This is a genomic window from Sinomonas cyclohexanicum (assembly GCF_020886775.1).
In the GTDB taxonomy this organism is placed as follows: Bacteria; Actinomycetota; Actinomycetes; order Actinomycetales; family Micrococcaceae; genus Sinomonas; species Sinomonas cyclohexanicum.
The window spans coordinates 62,902-80,297 of sequence record NZ_AP024525.1; the positions used below are offsets into that span (position 1 = coordinate 62,902).

The following is a 17,396-nucleotide window of genomic DNA, read 5'->3' on the forward strand; positions in this document are numbered from 1 at the left end:
GTGAGCAATGGAAGCCCGGCGGCCGGCCCCGACGCCGTGCCCGTCTGCCCCCGCCACCCCGATCGCGTCTCCTACGTAACGTGTCAGCGCTGCGGGCGGCCGGCGTGCCCCGAGTGCCAACGGCCGGCCGCCGTCGGCTTCCACTGCGTGGACTGCGTCCGCGAGCTCGCCGCCGCGCGCCAGGGCCGCCAGCCGCGGAACGTCTACGGCGCGACGGCGCGCCCCGGCGGCCGCCCGATGGTGACCTTCGCCATCATCGGACTCTGCGTCCTTGTCTATGCGCTGCAGTGGCTCATCCCCAACGATGAGGTGTTCCAGGACTTCGCCTACGCGAACTCCGCATCCCTCACCGCGGCGGAGCCGTGGCGCATGCTCACGAGCGCGTTCCTTCACTCGCAGGGATTCCTCCTGCACATCGTCCTGAACATGTACACGCTCTGGCTGTTCGGCCAGGCGCTCGAGCCGTACCTCGGGAGGATCCGCTTCCTCGCGGTCTACCTGCTCTCCGCGGTGGGCGGGTCCGTGGGCTTCCTCCTGCTCGCTCCGGGGCCAGGGACGGCGGTCATCGGCGCGTCCGGCGCCATCTTCGGGCTCTTCGGTGGGCTCTTCGTCGTGATGCGCCAGCGGGGCGGCGACGTGCGCCAACTGCTCGTCCTCATCGCGATCAACGCCGTGCTCGGCTTCGTCATCCCGGGCATCGCGTGGCAGGCGCACCTCGGCGGCCTCGTCACCGGTGCGGCGGCCACCGCCGTGATCGCGTACGCGCCGAGGGGCCGGGCCCGTGCGGCGGTCCAAGCGGGCGGCCTCGTGGCGGTCGCCGTCGTGCTCGCCATCGCGACGGTCGTCAAGGTGTCCAGCGTCCCCCTCACGGGTGGGATCTCCCTCTAGCCGTCACCACACCCGGCCGTCGCCCGCCTTCTGTGGGTCACCTCCTGAAGACCACCTCCTGTGGGTCAGCTTCTGGAGGTCACCTCCTGTGGGTCGAGCCGCGGGACGTGACCCCGGGACGTGACCTTCAGAGGCAGTTCTCCACAGGGGTTTTCCACACTGTGCACAACTTACAGACCTGTAGTTACCTGAAATCGGCGGTCGCGTACCCCGCGATCCCCATGCTGTGGACAACTTCGCCCGAGACCTGTGGACCGCTGTGGATTCCCTACGCGGCGCCGGACGCGAGGAGCGCGTCGAGGCGCTCGTAGCCCTCATTCATCCCGTCGGTCATTCCGGCGGACAGCATGGCGTCGCGGTCCTCGACGGCCTGGAACGTCGAGTGGACTCTCAGGCGGCAGCGTCCGTCCGGCAGATCCTCGAGCTCCGCGATGTCGAGGGAGACGTGCCCGGGCGCGCCCGCGCACTCGAAGGTCTGGACCATGCGGTTCGGCTCGGTCATCTCGTGGAACGAGCCGTGGAAGGCGTACTGCGCGCCGTCCTCGCCGGTCTGGGTGAACCGGTACGAGCCGCCGCTGCGGGCGTCATAGTGCTCGATCGTGGTGGCGTACTTGCGTGGGCCGACCCACTGGGCGAAGAGCTCCGGGTCGGTGTGCGCGCGGTACACGCGCGCGGCAGGTGCGTCGAACTCGCGGACGACGTCGACGAACGGGAGTCCCGGCTCGGCGGTCACGCGGGTGGTCTGGGTGGTGGTCATGGCTGTGTTCCTCTGCTCTGCTGACTCTCCTGGGCCAGCACGGCGTCGAGGCGGCGGTACTTCTCCTCCGCTCGCTCGGCGTACGCGTCGATCCAGGCGGTGAGGGGCCCGAAGGCTGCGGGCTCGAGATGGCAGGGGCGGCGCTGGGCGTCGCGGCTGCGGGTGATGAGGCCTGCGTCCTCGAGCACCTTGAGGTGCTTGGACACGGCCTGGACGGTCACGGCAAACGGTGCTGCGAGCTCGTTGACGGTTGCGTCTCCGAGTGCGAGACGGGCCACGAGCCTGCGGCGGAGGGGATCGGAGAGCGCCGCGAATGCCCGGTTGAGGCGGTCTTCGTCCGGCTCTGCCGGAGCGGTGGCGGTGATGCCCATTGCTGTCCCTCCGTTGATTTCTATCAATATCTTGGTTGTTCAACTAAAAGGTTGAATACAATCAGCGTAGGCCGGGGTCTCCGTTGCGTCAAGACCCCTCTGTCCACAGCGCTTGTCCACAGTGTGGGTAACTTACAGCTGTGTAGTTCACGGTCCGTTCACGCGTCAGACCGCCGCCGTCCGCCTCTCGGGCCACTGAACCCCGATGGTTGTCCCCAGCTGTGGATAACTCTGGGCATAACGCTGTTGACAGCGCGTCGTGTGCAGCCGTTTGTTCATCCTCGGTCAGTACCATGGCTCCGGGCGGCACGATCGGAGCCGCAGCAGGCAGACGAGGAGACCATGACGGCACCCCATCCGACCCGACGCGCAGCGATCGCGGCCCTCTCCGCAGCCGCGGGCTCACTGCTGGCTGGCTGTGCCGACTCCTCGACGCCCATCGCCGCACTGCCAGGCGGAACGCCAGCGCCCGGCGACCCCTCGCCGTCGGCCAGCGCCACGCCGTCGCCCGCTCGCCCGACGCCGACCCCGGTGCACTTCCCCTCGGACTACGTGATCCCCGCGGCACAGGGCGGCCTCGCGCCCGTCATCACCCGGGTGGCCACGAAGCAGCCGGTGGTGTTCCTCACGATCGACGACGGCGCGACGAAGCACCCCGAATCGCTCGCGCTGCTCGAGGAGCACGGCTACCCGGCCACGCTGTTCCTGACGAAGTCCGCGATGGGCGACAACCCGGGATTCTTCAAGGGCTTCGCGGAGCGCGGCGACCACGTCCAGGACCACACGATCAGCCACGACACCACGATGAGCACCAAGCCCTACGCCTACCAGCTCGGCGAGATCAAGGGCATGAAGGACTACATCGCCACGACGTACGGGACGGCTCCCACATTGTTCCGACCGCCCGGCGGCGCGTACTCCGCCGCCATGCGCAAGGCGGTCGCCGATGCCGGGCTCAAGGCGATCATCGACTGGGAGGCCAAGGCCAACGCCGGGTCGATGCAGTACCAGTACGGCAGCTCGCTGCGGCCCGGTGACATCGTGCTGATGCACTTCCGCCCCGAGTTCGCGGCAGACCTGGCCGCGTTCCGCGCGGCCCATCTGGCCGCGGGACTGACGGTCGTGCGGCTCGAGGACTTCATCGGCGCGTAGGCGGCCACCGGGCGCCTCCCGAATGTCCGCGCCCCGGCGTAGGCTCGCCCCAGGAGGTGCCGCATGAGCAACCTGGAAGCCGACCCCGTCGAGACCCTGTGCGCCGACAGGCCCGGGGGGCCCGGAGTCGAGGTCATCGCGCCCCGCGACGTGCCGCTCGGCGGGCCCCGGGCGATGCCAGTGCGGCGGACCCTGCCCTCGAGGGAACGCTCGCTCGTGGGCGCGTGGTGCTTCCTTGACCACTACGGTCCCGACGACGTTTCGGTCACCGGCGGCATGCGGGTCCCGCCCCACCCGCACACGGGACTGCAGACCATCAGCTGGCTGTTCACCGGTGAGGTTGAGCACCGCGACAGCGCGGGGAACCGGATGATCGTCCGACCCGGCGAGCTGAACATCATGACCGCGGGGCGCGGCATCAACCACTCCGAGTACTCCACACCCGCCACCACCGTGCTGCACGGTGTGCAGCTGTGGACGGCGATGCCGGAGCCGTTCCGCGCCGCGCCGCCGGGCTTCGAGCGGTACGTGCCACGCGCCGTCGTGCTCGAGGACGGTGAGGGCTCCCGCGCGGGCGAGCTGCGCGTGTTCCTCGGATCGCTCCACGGGGCCGCCTCGCACGTGCGGACCTACACCGCGCTGCTGGGCGCCGAGGCCACCCTCGAGGCCGGCGCCACGGTCGAGTTCGAGCTCTCCGGGCAGTTCGAGCACGCGTTCCTCCCCGACGGCGGCGCGCTCGAGGTCAATGGCGAGGCCGTGCCGGAGGCCCACCTCGCCTACCTCGCCCCGGGAAGCCGGCCGGTGCGGCTCGGAAATCCCGGGGACGCCACGCTGCGGGTGGTGATCCTCGGGGGGCCGCCGTTCGACGAGGAGATCACCATGTGGTGGAACTTCGTGGGACGCTCGCACGAGGAGATCGTCGCGTTCCGCGAGACGTGGAACCGGCAGCTCGGCGTCGAGCCCGGCGGCGCGGAACCCGAAGCGCCCGACGGCGCCCCCTTTGGGCCCGTCGTGGAGCTCACCGGGGGCGAGCGTCCCCTCCCGGCGCCGCCGCTGCCGAACGCCAGGCTCCGACCGCGACCGCGGGCGCGGCAGGGGGAGACCAAGGAACAGAGAGAGGCACCGATGACAGTGCAGGAATCAGAGAAGCAGGCCGGGCACGCAGAGTTCGTCCATGCCGAGCAGAGGCACCGCTACGAGGTCCACGTAGGAGGCGTGACGGCCGGATTCACCCAGTACCGGGTGAAGGAGGGCGGTGCCGTCCTCGCGTTCGACCACACCGAGGTGGCGGACGGGTACTCGGGGATGGGGCTCGCGAGCAAGCTTGTCACCTTCGCGCTCGATGACGTCCGCGCCAAGGGACAGCACATCCGCCCCTACTGCCCGTATGTGCGGGCCTTCCTCAAGCGCCACCGCGAGTATGCGGACCTCGTGGAGGAAGGGTTCACCCCTCCGGAGGACTGAACGGCCGTTTGTCCACAGGCTTGTCCACGCCGTGGATAACTGCCGCACGCGCTATCACAAGTGACTCGCCAGTATCCACGGCCTTTCCCACAGACTGTGGATAACTATTCCCCGGAAGTTCACAGGCGGTGGACATCGGGGGCCCTGCCCGCGGCGCCCTCGATGCTAGCGTGGGCTCACCAGCCGCCCGACGCCCCGGCCTGTGCGAGGAGCACGCATGAGCATTGTGTGGAAACCCATCGAGCCCGACCACGCTCCCGCTTGGGCGGAGCTGAGCAACGTCTTGGCCCGCAGCGACGACACGGACGAGTTCTACGAGCCCGAGGACCTCGTCGAGGAGCTCGGTGAGCCCGGGGTCAACCCCGTGACGGACACGCTCGGCGGGTGGGACGGCGACACGATGGTGGCATACGGGCAGCTCCGCGTGGCCTCCAGCCTGACTGATCGGGAGACCAAGGCGTCCCTCGCCGGCGGTGTCCACCCTGGCTGGCGGGGACGCGGCCTGGGCCGCGCCGTCATGGACTGGATCGAGCCGCGCGCGGACGGGCTCGCCCAGGAGCGCTACCCGGGCGCGCCGGTGGTGTGGTCCGTGTGGTGCGGCAAGCCCGGCTCGTCTGCCGAGCGGCTGGCGTCCAGCCGGGGGTACAGCCCGGCGCGCTATTTCCGCGACATGCGCCTCGACCTCGGCGCGTGGGAGGCCCCCGCGCCTGCGGCTGCCGCAGCGGTGGGGAGCCCCGTCTCGCCAGGGATGGCGGAGGCGCTGCGCCGCGCCCACAATGAGGCATTCGCGGACCACTGGGGATCGAGCGAGCGCAGCCCGGCCCTCTGGGCGGACCAGCTCGCCGCCCGCAGCTTCCGGGCGTTGATGAGCAGGGCCGCCCTCTCCGCGGACCCCGCGTTGGCGCCGGAGGACGCCGTCGATGCGTACGTCCTCTCGAGCGAGTTCGTGACGGGCGAGCTGTACATCGCGCTTGTCGGGACCCGCCGGCGTGCCCGCGGACGCGGGCTCGCCACCGCCCTCCTGACCGAGGTGCTCGCGGCCGCCCGGGACGCGGGCTACCGGCAGGTGGACCTGGGCGTGGACTCCGCCAGCCCCACCGGGGCCCTCGGGCTGTACGAGCGGGTGGGGTTCTCCCCCGTCCGGACCAACGTGGTCTACGAGTGCAGGCGCTAGGGCCGCAGTGACCGCCGACCAGTCCCGTGATGACCCGCGGCGAGGAGACCCCCAGCACCGGGAGGGCCGCCCGCTCGCGCTCCTGACCGGCGTCGGGCGCGAGGCCGGAATCGGCGCGGGCATCGCCCGCGAACTCGCCCGCCAGGGCTGGGACCTGGCGCTCTCCTACTGGCGGCCCTACGACGCGCGCATGCCGTGGGGTGTCCAGGAGCACGACGTCGGGCGGCTGGCCGGGGAGCTCCGCGGACTCGGCGCTGTGGTCGCCACGATCGAGGCCGACCTCTCAGATCCCGCCGTGCCTGCGCGCCTGCTGGCCCAGGCCGGGTCCGACCGGCCGGTGCGGGCGCTCGTGCTGAGCCACGCGGAGTCGGTGGACTCGGGGCTTCTCGACACGGACGTCGAGTCCTTCGACCGGCACGTGGCGGTGAACGCCCGCGCCTCCTGGCTCCTGGTCGCGGCGTTCGCCGAGCAGTTCCCCGAGGCGTGGCACGGGCTCGGGCGGATCGTGGCGCTCACGTCGGACCACATCGTGGGGAATATGCCGTACGGGGCAAGCAAGGGTGCGCTCGACCGGATCGTCGTCGCCGCGGCCCGCGAGCTCGGGCCGCGGGGGATCGCCGCCAACGCCCTCAATCCCGGCCCGATCGATACGGGATGGATGGACGCGCCCACCCGCGCTGTCCTGGCGGCCCGGCAGCCGTGGGGCCAGCTCGGCACGCCGGCCGACGTCGCGGCGGTCGTGGCCTTCCTCCTGAGCGGGCCCGGAGGCTGGGTCAACGGTCAGCTGCTTCATGCGGACGGCGGTTTCTCCGCCCCATAGACAACATGCCCCTTAAGGAAATTCCGACCGAGGCATGTGTCAGTGGTGGGACGGCGTCGTCTCCGGTGCGGGAACGGTCCCGGCGGCCGCGCGGCGGGCATCTTCCGGAGTCCGGTTGCGCAGGAAGGCCGCAAGCACGATCGCGGCGGCTCCCGCGACGGCCGCCACGAGGAACGCCGCGCGGAAGCCGGCCATCGCGGCGTCCGCCGCGGGCTGCGTCGCGGCGGCGCTGTGCGCGGTCCCCGCCATGACCGCCACGAGGAGCGCCGTGCCGGCGGCACCCGCCACCTGCTGGAGAGTGCTCAGGATCGCCGACCCATGGCTGTACAGGCGGGGCGGCAGCGGGTTGAGCCCGGACGTGAACGTCGGGGTGAACAGGAGCGCGAGGCCCAGGGACAGCGCCACGTGCAGGCCCATGACGAGCCAGACCGAGGTGTCCGCTGCGAGGAAGCTCAGCCCCACGAGCACGGCCGTGATGAGCGAGGTCCCGGTCAGCGTGAGCGGCAGGGGACCGACCCGGTCGAACCACTTCCCCACCGTCGGCGCGAGGAGGCCCATCACGAGCCCGCCGGGCAGCAGGAGAAGGCCTGTGCCCAGGGTATCGAGGCCGCGAAGCTGCTGCAGGTACAGCGGCAAGAGGATCACCACGCCGAACAGCGCCATCATGCCCACCATGAGCAGCGCGGTCGCCACGGTGTACATCGGGTAGCCGAACGCGCGCAGGTCCAGCAGCGGCGAGCCCGAGCGCTGCAGGGCCAGCTGGCGCAGCACGAAGGCCATCAGCGCCACGGCACCCACCACGAGCGGGACCACCGGGCCGAGGCCGCCGGCGGTGCCGCCGAGCTGGCTCAGCCCGTACACGACTCCCCCGAATGCCGGAACCGAGAGCAGGACCGAGAGCACGTCGAGACCCGGCCGCTCGCCGTCGGCCGCCCCGCGCAGCTTCGCCGCGCCGAACAGCAGCGCGGCCACCGCGATCGGCAGGACGGTGAGGAACATGAACCGCCACGAGAGGTACTGCAGGATGATCCCGGACAGCGTCGGCCCCACGGCCGGGGCCACCGAGATCACGATGCTCACCGTGCCCATGACCTGCCCGCGCCGCGCGATCGGGATGAGGTTCAGGACGCTCGTCATGAGCAGCGGCATCATGATCGCGGTGCCCGAGGCCTGGACGACCCGGGCCAGGAGCAGGACGCCGAAGCCGGGCGCGAGCGCCGCCAGCAGAGTGCCGGCGCTGAACAGGCTCATCGCGAGGATGAAGACCGTGCGGACCGAGAGGCGCTGCAGGAGGAACCCGGTGGTCGGGATGACCACGGACATCGTGAGCATGAACGCGGTCGAGAGCCACTGGATCGTCGTGGCGTCGACGCGCAGCTCGCCCATGAGGCGCGGCAGCGCCACGTTCATGATCGTCTCGTTGAGGATGACCACGAAGGCCGCGACGACGAGTACCGTCACGACGAGGCGGCTCCGGGGGTGATCTGGTGAGCGTCGCGGCGGTCTCCGGGGTTTGCGGCGGACGACGGCGAGGGGTGCTCGGGTGCGGAAGGCAAGGGGACTCCTGGAAGGGTGGTTCAGGGAGACGGTGCGGCCGAAGCGTATGGGGTGTGCAACCGCGGCCCGGGGCTGACGATTCCCGATCGGCGGCGGAATCCTCAATTTTTCCAGAATCTGGGCAAAACCGGTACTGCGTGCACGTGTGAACGCGTCCGCGCCGGTCAGGGCGTGCGGATGTTCCGCACCCTGTAGCCCACGAACCCCGCCGCCACGAGCGCTGCGGCGATGGCAAGGGTCCACCACACGGGCGCCCAGTCGGCTGTCGCGGAGGTGACCCGCGGGACCACGTAGTACGGGCTCGTGTTCAGCAGCCAGTCCGGGGCCTTCAGGAGCGGGCCGAAGAGCGTGAGGATCAGCCAATACACGGTCAGCAGCCACGCGATCCAGCGGAACGGGGGATAGACCCCGACAAGCGTGAGGCCGACGGCGGCCGCGAGCCACAGCGCCGGGATCCCGGCGAGCGTCTGGCGCACCACATCCCCCACGCCGACCTGTGCGCCCGTCGCGGCCGCCGTGAACGCGAGGACGACTCCCCCGATGGACATCGTGACGGCCGGCGCCACGAGTGCGGCCACCGCGGACGGCGCGAAGTAGCCGTGACGCGAGATCCCGGTCGAGAGGACCCACTCCGCCCTCCGTTCTTCCTCCTCGCTCGCGAACCGGGCCGCGATCTGGATCCCGAAGGCGCCCCCGATCAGGGCGAGCATGAGCAGCAGCACCGCCACGAAGGAGAGCGTGAGGTCCGCCTCGGTCGCAGCACGGGCCGCGAGCATCTGGCGGATGAAGGCGTTGCCCTCGTAGAAGTCCCGCAGCGTCCCCGTCACGAGCCCGAAGACGAGGCCGAGGAAGGCGAACGTCGCCGCCCACGTGAGCGTGGGCGGGCGGTTGAGCGAGGCCGTGAGCCTCCAGATGCCTGCGCGCCAGCTGGTCCTGCCGGGCCGCTGCTCCACGAGCCCGCCCCCGAAGTCGCGGCGGCGTGAGAGCCATCCACCGGCCAGCGCCGTCGCGGCCCCCGCCAGCGCGAGGAGCACGAGGGGGAACGCGTTGCGCTCGGCGGCCGGCCGCACGAGCTCGGCCCAGCCCATCGGGCTGGTCCACAGGAGCCAATCCCCGCCCGTGAGCGTGTCGCCGAGGCCTCTCAGCACGTAGCTGACCACGAGGGCCCCCGCCGCGAGAGTGTTCGACGTGCGGGCAAAGGAGCCGATCTGGGACGTCACCGCGGCCGCCCCGGCGAACGCGAAGCCCATGCCCCCGATCTGCCCGCCCAGGGCGAGCGACTCCTTCGCCTGAGCGCCCGACGCCGCGAGCGTCCCCGCGATGACGAGTGCCAGCACCGCGGATGCGAGCCACGCCACGAGCACCGCGGATGCCAGCCGGGCGTGCGGGCCCACCGCGCCGGAGTCGATGATCTCGGCCTCCCCCGAGTCCTCCGCGCCCCGCGCGTGCCGCGTGACCGCGAGGATCGCCATAAGGGCCGTGAAGAACATCGCGAAGACCTGCACGCGCCAGGTCGTGAACCCGAACGGGTCGTCGAGGTGGTGCGCCGGACCGATGAGCAGCATGAATGCCGGGTTGGTGCTCAGTGTCTGCTCGAGCGCCCTCGCCTCCTGCGGCGTGGCGAACACTGTCGAGTAGCTGTTGTACACGGCGAACGGGAAGAACGCGATGATGAGGATCCACGGCGCGAGCTTGAACCTGTCGACCCTCAGGGCCAGCAGGAACAGCCGCCACGTCCCGACGAATGCCGTCATTACTCCTCCCGGGCTGCTGACGCGGCAGGGAGCCGGTCGCCGTAGTGCTGGAGGAAGAGGTCCTCAAGGCTGGGCGGGGTGACCGTGAGGGCGCGGAGGCCGTGGGAGGCGAGAGCTGTCATCGCGGGGGCGAGGCCGTCCGCCGCGACGCTGAAGCGCACGCGGTTGCCCTCCACGCTCAGGCCGGTCACGCCCGGGAGGGCGGAGAGGACGCCCGTCGGGGCAGCCTGATGGTCGATGGTCGCTTCGACGTTGGTGCGGGTGTGGACGCGCATCTGCTCGAGCGTGCCGGTCTCCACGACCCTGCCCTGCCGGATGATGCTGATGCGGTCGGCGAGGGCCTCGACCTCGGAGAGGATGTGGCTCGAGAGCAGCACGCTCCGCCCCGCGGCCTTCTCGCGCCGGATCTCCTCGCGGAACAGCGCCTCCATGAGCGGATCCAGGCCCGCCGTGGGTTCGTCGAGGATGAGCAGCTCGGCGCGCGAGGCCAGGGCCGCGACGATCGCGACCTTCTGCCGGTTGCCCTTCGAGTAGGTGCGGCCGCGCTTGGACGGGTCCAGCTCGAACGTGGCGACGAGCTGCGCACGGCGCTCCTGGTCCAGGCCGCCGCGCAGGCGGCCCATCAGGTCGATCGCCTGACCGCCGGTCAGTGACGGCCACAGGCTCACGTCCCCGGGCACGTACGCAATCCGGCGGTGGAGCTCCACGACGTCCCGCCACGGGTCGCCGCCGAGCAGCTCGACGTGGCCGGCGTTGGGGCGCAGCAGGCCGAGCAGGATGCGCAGCGTGGTGGACTTCCCCGCCCCGTTCGGGCCGAGGAACCCGAGGACCTCGCCCTCGCGGACCTCTAGGTCGAGGCCGTCGAGCGCGCGCACGGATCCGAAGGTCTTCACGAGGCCAGTGATCCTCACCGGGGTGCTCATGGTGTGATCGTAGGCCGGGGCGCCGACGCTCGGGAGGGGCCGCGCGCCGTCGTGCGTCACCTCGCCTCAGGCGAGGTCGTAGACCGCGATCGTGGTTCCGGGCTCGAGGCGGGCTCCGGTGGAGCGGTAGGCGGCGAGGGCGGCCTCGTTGTCGTGCTCCGTTCCCGTCCACATCCCGTAGCAGCCCAGTTCGCGGGCGATCTCCGCGAGGAAGTTGATCAGATGGGTGGCCACCCCGCGGCGTCGCCAGTCCTCCGCGACGGCGAGCTCGTAGAGGAACATCTCGGTGCCCTTGTCCGGGTGGGTGGTCTCGACGCCGCTCACGAAGCCGACGGCGCGCCCGTCCGGATCCTCGGCCAAGAGGAGATGGTGGCTGGGCTTCGTGAGGAACTCGCGGGCGCCGTCCTCGGTCACCGGGTGGTCGAAGAGGTCCGAGGCAGCCACGAGTCGGTGTGCGTCCGCGTGCCCGAGGCGGCGGAGTGTGATGTTCGGCGCGCTGTCGGCGTCCACGGCCCAGAGCCTACGCCGATCGGCGCCGAAGGTGAACGCCGGGCGAACCCACCACCAACGTCGGCTTGCTAGACTCGAACAGCTGAGTCCCCCACAGGCTCGCTACCCCACATACCAGTCCGGAACGGACGCGGACCTTGCTGCGCGCCCGAGACCGGCGTGCGCCCGAAAAGAGGAGATCCCCGCCCTCATGACAGCCTTGGCCGAGCCCGACTACTACGACGACTCCGACTACCGCTCCGAGCTCGATGCGAAGTACGAGGAGGGCTTCGGCTTCAGCCCCCAGGCCGACGACGACGAGGATGACGGCCTCGACGACCTCTTCGCTGGGCTCTTCGACGACGAGGACGACGACGAGGACTTCGAGCCGGTCAAGCCCAAGGCGGCCCCGAAGAAGGCCTCCGCGAAGGCCGGGACGGTCAGCGTGGGCGCCGGGCAGGCCGCCGCGTCCAACGCCGCCGCACCCGTCAAGCGGCTCCCGAAGGCGTCCGAGGTGGTCATCAGGCGTGTCGCGCCGCAGGTTCCGGCTCCCGCTGTCGAGGATGTTCCGGCGGAGGCTCCGGCTCCGTCAGAGCTCGGTCAGACGCACGACGCCGGGCTGGCAGCTGTCGTCGGGGCGGCGCCGGAGCCCGGGGTCGACGAGAGTGTGGCCGTCGCGGGTGGGGCCCGCGTCGGCGAGGACGGCGCTCGCGAGGACCGCGTCGCTCAGGCGCGTGCCGCCGTCGAGCGCGCCAAGGCGGCTGCGGGGGAGGCTGCCGCCACGGCGAAGCGGGCTGTGTCCGAGGCCGTAGCGAAGGCCGCGGCGGCCAAGGCGGCCGCTGCCGAGGCGTCCGCCGCGGAGCAGGCCGCCCAGGAGGCGCTGGCCGCGTCCGCCGAGGCCGAGAAGGCTGCGGAGCTTGCCGCCGCGGAGCTTGAGTCGGCGGAGCTCGAGTCCGCGACCGCGGAGGCTCAGGCTTCGACGTCGACGGCCCCGATCTCGGCGTCCCAGGCCCCGATCTCGGCCGATCCGAACTTTGCCCCGCACATCGCTCCGGTGAACCAGCACGTCGAGTTCCTGCGCAAGCTGCGCCCGGGCTTCGAGGTCCCGTTCGTGGATCCGATGCACTCGGTCGACGAGGCCCGGATCGTGAGCCTCTTCTCCAATACGGGCGAGGCGAGCCCGCGCGGCTACGTGTGGGCCGGCGACGATGCCGCCGCCACGCGCCTCCTCGGCCTCCAGTACCAGCTCGGCCTGCGCCCCGAGTGGACCATGCCGTGGAACGCATATCCCTGGTTCACGCCGGGCGAGCCCAATGGCAAGCTCACCCCCGAGCAGCTGCATGCCGGTCTCAAGCCGCTCATCGCGTTCTTGAAGACCGTGCCGCGCGTCTCCGCGATCGTGGCCCACGGCACCGAGGCGAACCGCCTCGCGCAGATGCTCCTCAAGACGGACAACCCGCTGATCTGGCGTCGCGGCCTCAAGGTCTACAAGGCCCGTTCGCTCCACGGCCGGGCGTTCGCCGGCTCGAAGGAGCGCCAGACCGAGTGGCTCATCGACATGGGCCGCGCCTACGCGGACGCGATGGCACGCGCGGGCCTCAAGAGCGGCCGGTAGGTCCCGGGAAGCACCTCAAACGCAAGGAGGCGGACGACGGCGGCCACCCGGCCGGCGTCGTCCGCCTCGCTCTGTCTGGGCTACTTCAGGGTCTTCAACGTCCCTACTTGCTCCGCGGCTTGCGCAGATGCGCCACGGGATCCGCGTCGAGGGCGACGGCCCTCTTGGCCTTCTTCGCCGCGCGCTGCTCCTTGAGGGACTTGGAAGGCTTCTTGTGGGTTTCGGGCTGGTGAGGCTGCTTGTCAGGCATGTCTGAGCTCCTTTGGTCATACCCCCGGTGCACATGACGATACGCCGGTAAGATGCTGGGCACCATGCCCCCTTCGAACGCACCCGCCTCCGTTCCCTCGGCAGTCCGGATTGACTCCTGGCTGTGGGCGGTGCGCGCCTTCAAGACCCGCTCGGCCGCGACGGCTGCATGCCGTGCTGGGCATATACGGCTCAACGGCAACCCGGTCAAGGCGTCCCAGACCGTCGTGCCGGGGGACACGATCCGCGTGCGGCAGTCCGGATTCGAGCGGATCCTCGAGGTCCACGTGCTGATCGTCAAGCGCGTGGGCGCGGAGGCGGCGTCCAGGTGCTACACCGACCACACGCCCGAGCGGCCGCCCGTACCGTTCCTCGGCCTCCCCCAGCGCGATAGGGGCTCCGGGCGGCCCACCAAGAAGGACCGCCGGGAGATGGAGCGGCTGCGCGGGGAGACCCGGGGCGACTGAGGCGGCGCGGCCTCTCCGGTAGGAAGTCACCCGGCACACTCTTGCCGCCACCTGTCTCGGGTCTTGGAGACACCGCCCGGCGTCCGCCTCGAGGCGCGGCCAGCGACCCAGTCTCGGGCAGCCCCCGGTGTCAGGACAGGGCCGGGGCCGGGACAGGGGCGGGAGCGGTCCGGAGGTCAGCGTCGAGGAGGTTGGCGGCCAGGGCCGGCGCCAGGCCTGGTGTGAGGGGAAGGCGCGGGACGAGGAGGCAGTGCATGAGGTGATAGATGTCCGCTTTGCCGTCCCAGACGGATGAGGACACGGAACCGTTCTCGTCGAGTTCCTGCCACCAGGAGCCGTTCTCATAGTCAATGAAGTGCTCGCGGACGTGGTCCCAGATGCGCTCGTACCACGCGGCATAGGCGGGGTCGCCTGTCGCCTTGTAGAGCGCTGCTGCGCCGCCGATGGCCTCGACGGGCACCCACCGGATCCGCGAGGTCACGACCGGCTGGCCCTGCCAGTCGACGGAGTAGACGAATCCGGGGTGGCCGTCGGGCTGCCAGGCATCCCGGCAGGCGGCATCGAAGAGCCCGCGCGCGTCGTCGAGCAGCCATGAGGGCGCGTCCATGCCTCGTGCTTCCAGGCCGGCCTTCACGTGCAGGAGGAGACGGGCCCATTCCGTCCAGTGGCCGGGGGTGCTGCCGTAGGCCCGGAACCGGTCTGCTCGGTGGTCGGTGTTGTACTCGGGCAGCGGGTTCCAGTCCGGGTCGAAGTGCTCGAACACGCGGTAGCTGTTGTTGCGGGCGAACCGGTGGATGAGGACTTCTGCGATGTGCAGCGCGCGTTCGAGCCATCGGGTCTCGCCGGTGACGTCGGTGACGATGAGGTATGCCTCCACCGAGTGCATACTGGCATTTCCGCCGCGGTATGCCTCGGTCTGGGTGAACTCGCGGTCCCAGGAGTCGAAGCACATGTTCGCATCGTGGTCCCAGAACTTGCCGTCGGCGATGGCGAGCGCGTCCTCCAGGAGTTCCGTCGCGCCGGGCCGGCCGGCCGCGACGGCGCTGGCTGCGGCGAGCAGCACGAAGGAGTGCGCGTAGCCGGATTTGGCGGTCTCAACAGGCCCCTCGTCATTGACTGACGCGAACCAGCCGCCATGGTCGTCGTCGTGGAAGGCGGTGCGCAGGGCGTTGATCCCGTGGTCGACGAGTGTATTGGCTCCGGGGCGCCCCATGAGCCCTGCGAGGGCGAAGACATGGGTCATCCGGGCCGTGATCCACAGCTGTGTGGGCTTCTCGGCCACGACGTTGCCGTTGTTGTCAAGCCATCCGAAGCCGGTGTGGACCCGGGAACGCCGGCCGAATTCGAAGATGCGGTCGGTTTCGGCCTCGAGCCAACGTGTGTGGGCGGCGTTGTGGAGCCAAGTCATGGTGTTTGTCCTCTCGCTTGGTGATGGTGTTGGATTGTCAACTTCTTCGCACTGCCACGCTGCCAGATGTGCGCATGTCAGGTGAGCGCAATGACGCCCTTGAGGAGGAGCATGATGGCGCCGAGGAACGCAAGTACGATCACCGCGGCTCTGCTCACCCTTGCCGGGATCCTCGGTCCGAGGAGGTTGCCGAGGACGATGCCGCTGACGAGCGCAGCACCGCATGAGAGCCATTGCCACGCGTCCAGGGCTGGCAGCGAGTGCTTGGCCGCGAGCGAGGCCAGGCCCACGCAGGCGAAGTAGAGCTGGATGCTGGTTGCGAAGGCCACGTGCTTCCAGCGGGTGGCAAGGGCATAGGCGGTGACGGCCGGGCCGCCCACCCCTGCTGTGACGTTCATGAATCCGGAGATGAGCCCTGCGGCAGCGGCCCCGAACCTCCCTTGGAGGAAGGAGGCCTCGCGCACGGTCAGGCTCGCGGCCAGCGCGAGGATGACCATTGTCCCTATCAGGATGGACAGGACGTTGGATGGGACGTTCGCGGCCACCCAGGCACCGGGTATCACGGCCGCGACAGCGGGGATCATCATCGCCAGCACACGCCGGTACTCAACCTGCCGGAACACCTGGGCGAAGACGAGCAGGGCCGTCAGGGTGCCGAAGACATTGACCACGATGACTCCGTTGAAGGGGCCCAGAATCATCACGAGGAAGGGCGAGGCGACGAGGGCGAAGCCGACACCGCTGATGCGCTGGGTCGAGGCGCCGAGGAAGGTCGCTCCTGACAGCGCGGCGAGGGACCAGAGATAGCCGGGGTTCACGGGTGTCAGGGGCGCCAGGCGAGGTACTTGGGCTCGGTGAATTCCTCCATTCCCAGGCTCGCGCCCTCCCGGCCCAGGCCCGACTGCTTGACCCCGCCCATCGGTGCGAAGGCAACCGACGGGAGCGGGTCGTTGATTCCGACGATGCCCGCCTCGAGGGCCTCGGCGATGCGCCAGCAGCGCCCCGCGTCCTTCGCGAACACATAGGCGGCCAGGCCCATCTCCGTGTTGTTCGCGCGCGAGAGGAGCTCGGCCTCGTCCTTGAAGGGGAAGGCGGCGGCCACGGGGCCGAAGACCTCCTCGCGCGCCAGCGCGGCCTCTTCGGGGACGTCGGTGAGCAGCATGGGCCGGAGGAAGGAGCCCTGCGCGGGGACGTCGCGCCAGGAAGTTCGCTCCTTCGCGCCGAGTCCGAGGGCTTGGTCGACCATGCGCTGGACGCCGGCGACGCTGTCCTGGTCGATCATGGGCCCTAGGTCGGGCACGGGTTCGGCCGAGCCGTCGCCGATGGAGAGGGCATCGAGCCTGGCCGCCAGCCGGGTCACGAAGTCTTCGAAGATGCCCTCTTGGACGAAGAATCGGTTGGCTGCAACGCAGGACTGGCCGGTGTTGCGGGTCTTGGCCAGGACGGCGGCGTCGACGGCGGCTTCGAGATCCGCGTCGTCGAAGACGATGAACGGGGCGTCCCCGCCGAGCTCGAGCAGGGGGCGGACGACGCGCTGCGCGGCCGTCGCCATGATCTGCCGCCCCACGCCGGTGGAACCGGTGAAGGTCACGACGCGCACGGCGGGGTGGGCCAGCAGCGTTTCGGTGATCTCCCGCGCGGGGCCGTGGACGAGGTTGAGCACGCCGGGGGGCAGGCCGGCGTCGTCCAGCGCCCGGACGAGCTCTGCGGCTGCGAGCGGGGCGCGCTCCGAGACGCGGGCGACGACCGTGCACCCGGCCGCCAGTGCGGGGGCGAGCTTGCGAGCCTGCAGCGAGCAGGGGAAGTTCCACGAGGTGAGGGTCAGGACGACGCCGGCCGCGCTCCGGGTGGTGAGGTGGCGCCGGGCAGGGTCCTCGCTGGGGATCACGGTTCCGAGCGGTCTGCGGGCCTCTTCGGCGAACCACCGGAGGTATTCGATCGAGAAGCTGATCTCGCCCAACGCCTCGGGGAGCCGCTTGCCGGCCTCTGCGGCGAGGATCGCCGCGATGGCCTCTCGCCGCTGCAGGAGGAGGTCCGCGGCGCGGAACAGGATGTCCGCGCGCTCGCGAGGGGGCGTCTTGGACCAGGTGCCGAAGGCCGCGGCGGCGGCATCGGCGGCTTCCGCGGCCAGGGCCGCGTCACCCCAGCAGACCGTTCCGACGGTGTTCCCCGTGGCGGGGTTGCGGACCGGCCTGCGATTGGCGAGTCTGCGCCACTGGCCGTTGATGAGGGTGGTTTCTTCTGTCATGGCAGGAGGAGCCTTTCGTGGTGGCGGTTCAGGCCGAGCGGGGCTGCCGGTTCCCGGCGG

The 17,396-nt window shown here is 70.6% G+C and carries 17 protein-coding genes; 7 read left to right on the forward strand and 10 right to left on the reverse strand.

The annotated features are described in order from the left end of the window. Nucleotides 1-888: a rhomboid family intramembrane serine protease gene (locus tag SCMU_RS00305; protein WP_229230986.1), complete on the forward strand. Its 888-nt coding sequence runs from the start codon at nt 1-3 to the stop codon at nt 886-888. A 268-nt stretch (nt 889-1,156) separates the two neighbouring features. Here the strand turns inward: SCMU_RS00305 and SCMU_RS00310 are convergent, their stop codons facing one another. Together SCMU_RS00310 and SCMU_RS00315 are read right to left on the reverse strand one after the other, a co-directional pair. Then, nucleotides 1,157-1,645: an SRPBCC family protein gene (locus tag SCMU_RS00310; RefSeq protein ID WP_229230987.1), complete on the reverse strand. Its 489-nt coding sequence runs from the start codon at nt 1,643-1,645 to the stop codon at nt 1,157-1,159. Beyond that, nucleotides 1,642-2,016, reverse strand: coding sequence for an ArsR/SmtB family transcription factor (locus tag SCMU_RS00315; RefSeq protein WP_229230988.1), 375 nt, complete (start codon nt 2,014-2,016; stop codon nt 1,642-1,644). The genes SCMU_RS00310 and SCMU_RS00315 overlap by 4 nt, the downstream gene beginning before the upstream one ends. 342 nt (nt 2,017-2,358) lie before the next feature. Here SCMU_RS00315 and SCMU_RS00320 point away from each other — a divergent pair, with 342 nt between their 5' ends. The 4 genes from SCMU_RS00320 to SCMU_RS00340 all read left to right on the forward strand — a co-directional run bounded on the left by SCMU_RS00320 (nt 2,359) and on the right by SCMU_RS00340 (nt 6,626). Then, the gene (locus tag SCMU_RS00320) at nt 2,359-3,168 is read left to right on the forward strand and encodes a polysaccharide deacetylase family protein (RefSeq protein WP_229230989.1); all 810 of its coding nucleotides are present in this window, start codon (nt 2,359-2,361) and stop codon (nt 3,166-3,168) included. Nucleotides 3,169-3,231: 63 nt separating this feature from the next. Further along, nucleotides 3,232-4,632 carry a bifunctional pirin family protein/GNAT family N-acetyltransferase gene (locus tag SCMU_RS00325; protein WP_443020188.1) on the forward strand — a complete coding sequence of 467 codons (1,401 nt, stop codon included), beginning with the start codon at nt 3,232-3,234 and terminating at the stop codon, nt 4,630-4,632. Nucleotides 4,633-4,849: 217 nt separating this feature from the next. Beyond that, nucleotides 4,850-5,806 carry a GNAT family N-acetyltransferase gene (locus SCMU_RS00335; RefSeq protein ID WP_229230990.1) on the forward strand — a complete coding sequence of 319 codons (957 nt, stop codon included), beginning with the start codon at nt 4,850-4,852 and terminating at the stop codon, nt 5,804-5,806. A gap of 7 nt (nt 5,807-5,813) precedes the next feature. Beyond that, nucleotides 5,814-6,626: an SDR family oxidoreductase gene (locus SCMU_RS00340; RefSeq protein WP_229230991.1), complete on the forward strand. Its 813-nt coding sequence runs from the start codon at nt 5,814-5,816 to the stop codon at nt 6,624-6,626. Nucleotides 6,627-6,665: 39 nt separating this feature from the next. Here SCMU_RS00340 and SCMU_RS00345 read toward each other — a convergent pair whose 3' ends face one another. The 4 genes from SCMU_RS00345 to SCMU_RS00360 form a co-directional block, all read right to left on the reverse strand. Next, on the reverse strand, nt 6,666-8,207 hold the full coding sequence (locus SCMU_RS00345; RefSeq protein WP_443020360.1) for a DHA2 family efflux MFS transporter permease subunit: 1,542 nt from the start codon (nt 8,205-8,207) through the stop codon (nt 6,666-6,668). A 140-nt stretch (nt 8,208-8,347) separates the two neighbouring features. Beyond that, nucleotides 8,348-9,937, reverse strand: a complete 1,590-nt coding sequence (locus SCMU_RS00350) for an ABC transporter permease (RefSeq protein ID WP_229230993.1) — start codon at nt 9,935-9,937, stop codon at nt 8,348-8,350. Then, a complete protein-coding gene (locus tag SCMU_RS00355) occupies nt 9,937-10,860 on the reverse strand; it encodes an ABC transporter ATP-binding protein (protein ID WP_229230994.1) in 924 nt (307 codons plus the stop codon). Before SCMU_RS00355 ends, SCMU_RS00350 begins: the two co-directional genes overlap by 1 nt. A 66-nt stretch (nt 10,861-10,926) precedes the next feature. Continuing rightward, nucleotides 10,927-11,370, reverse strand: coding sequence for a GNAT family N-acetyltransferase (locus SCMU_RS00360; protein WP_229230995.1), 444 nt, complete (start codon nt 11,368-11,370; stop codon nt 10,927-10,929). Between the two features lie 973 nt (nt 11,371-12,343). Between SCMU_RS00360 and SCMU_RS21085 the strand changes: the two genes are divergently transcribed. Then, a complete protein-coding gene (locus tag SCMU_RS21085) occupies nt 12,344-12,964 on the forward strand; it encodes a uracil-DNA glycosylase family protein (RefSeq protein WP_443020361.1) in 621 nt (206 codons plus the stop codon). A gap of 103 nt (nt 12,965-13,067) precedes the next feature. On the opposite strand, the gene SCMU_RS00370 is transcribed toward SCMU_RS21085, so the two are convergent. Further along, nucleotides 13,068-13,214 carry a hypothetical protein gene (locus SCMU_RS00370; protein ID WP_229230997.1) on the reverse strand — a complete coding sequence of 49 codons (147 nt, stop codon included), beginning with the start codon at nt 13,212-13,214 and terminating at the stop codon, nt 13,068-13,070. A gap of 64 nt (nt 13,215-13,278) precedes the next feature. Here SCMU_RS00370 and SCMU_RS00375 point away from each other — a divergent pair, with 64 nt between their 5' ends. Further along, a complete protein-coding gene (locus tag SCMU_RS00375; protein WP_229230998.1) occupies nt 13,279-13,680 on the forward strand; it encodes an RNA-binding S4 domain-containing protein in 402 nt (133 codons plus the stop codon). A gap of 130 nt (nt 13,681-13,810) precedes the next feature. On the opposite strand, the gene SCMU_RS00380 is transcribed toward SCMU_RS00375, so the two are convergent. From SCMU_RS00380 to SCMU_RS00390, 3 genes are all read right to left on the reverse strand, one after another. Then, nucleotides 13,811-15,088, reverse strand: a complete 1,278-nt coding sequence (locus SCMU_RS00380) for an AGE family epimerase/isomerase (RefSeq protein WP_229230999.1) — start codon at nt 15,086-15,088, stop codon at nt 13,811-13,813. 77 nt (nt 15,089-15,165) lie between these two features. Further along, nucleotides 15,166-15,906, reverse strand: coding sequence for a sulfite exporter TauE/SafE family protein (locus SCMU_RS00385; RefSeq protein WP_229231000.1), 741 nt, complete (start codon nt 15,904-15,906; stop codon nt 15,166-15,168). Between the two features lie 5 nt (nt 15,907-15,911). Further along, nucleotides 15,912-17,336, reverse strand: coding sequence for an NAD-dependent succinate-semialdehyde dehydrogenase (locus SCMU_RS00390; protein ID WP_229231001.1), 1,425 nt, complete (start codon nt 17,334-17,336; stop codon nt 15,912-15,914). Nucleotides 17,337-17,396 lie beyond the last annotated feature (60 nt).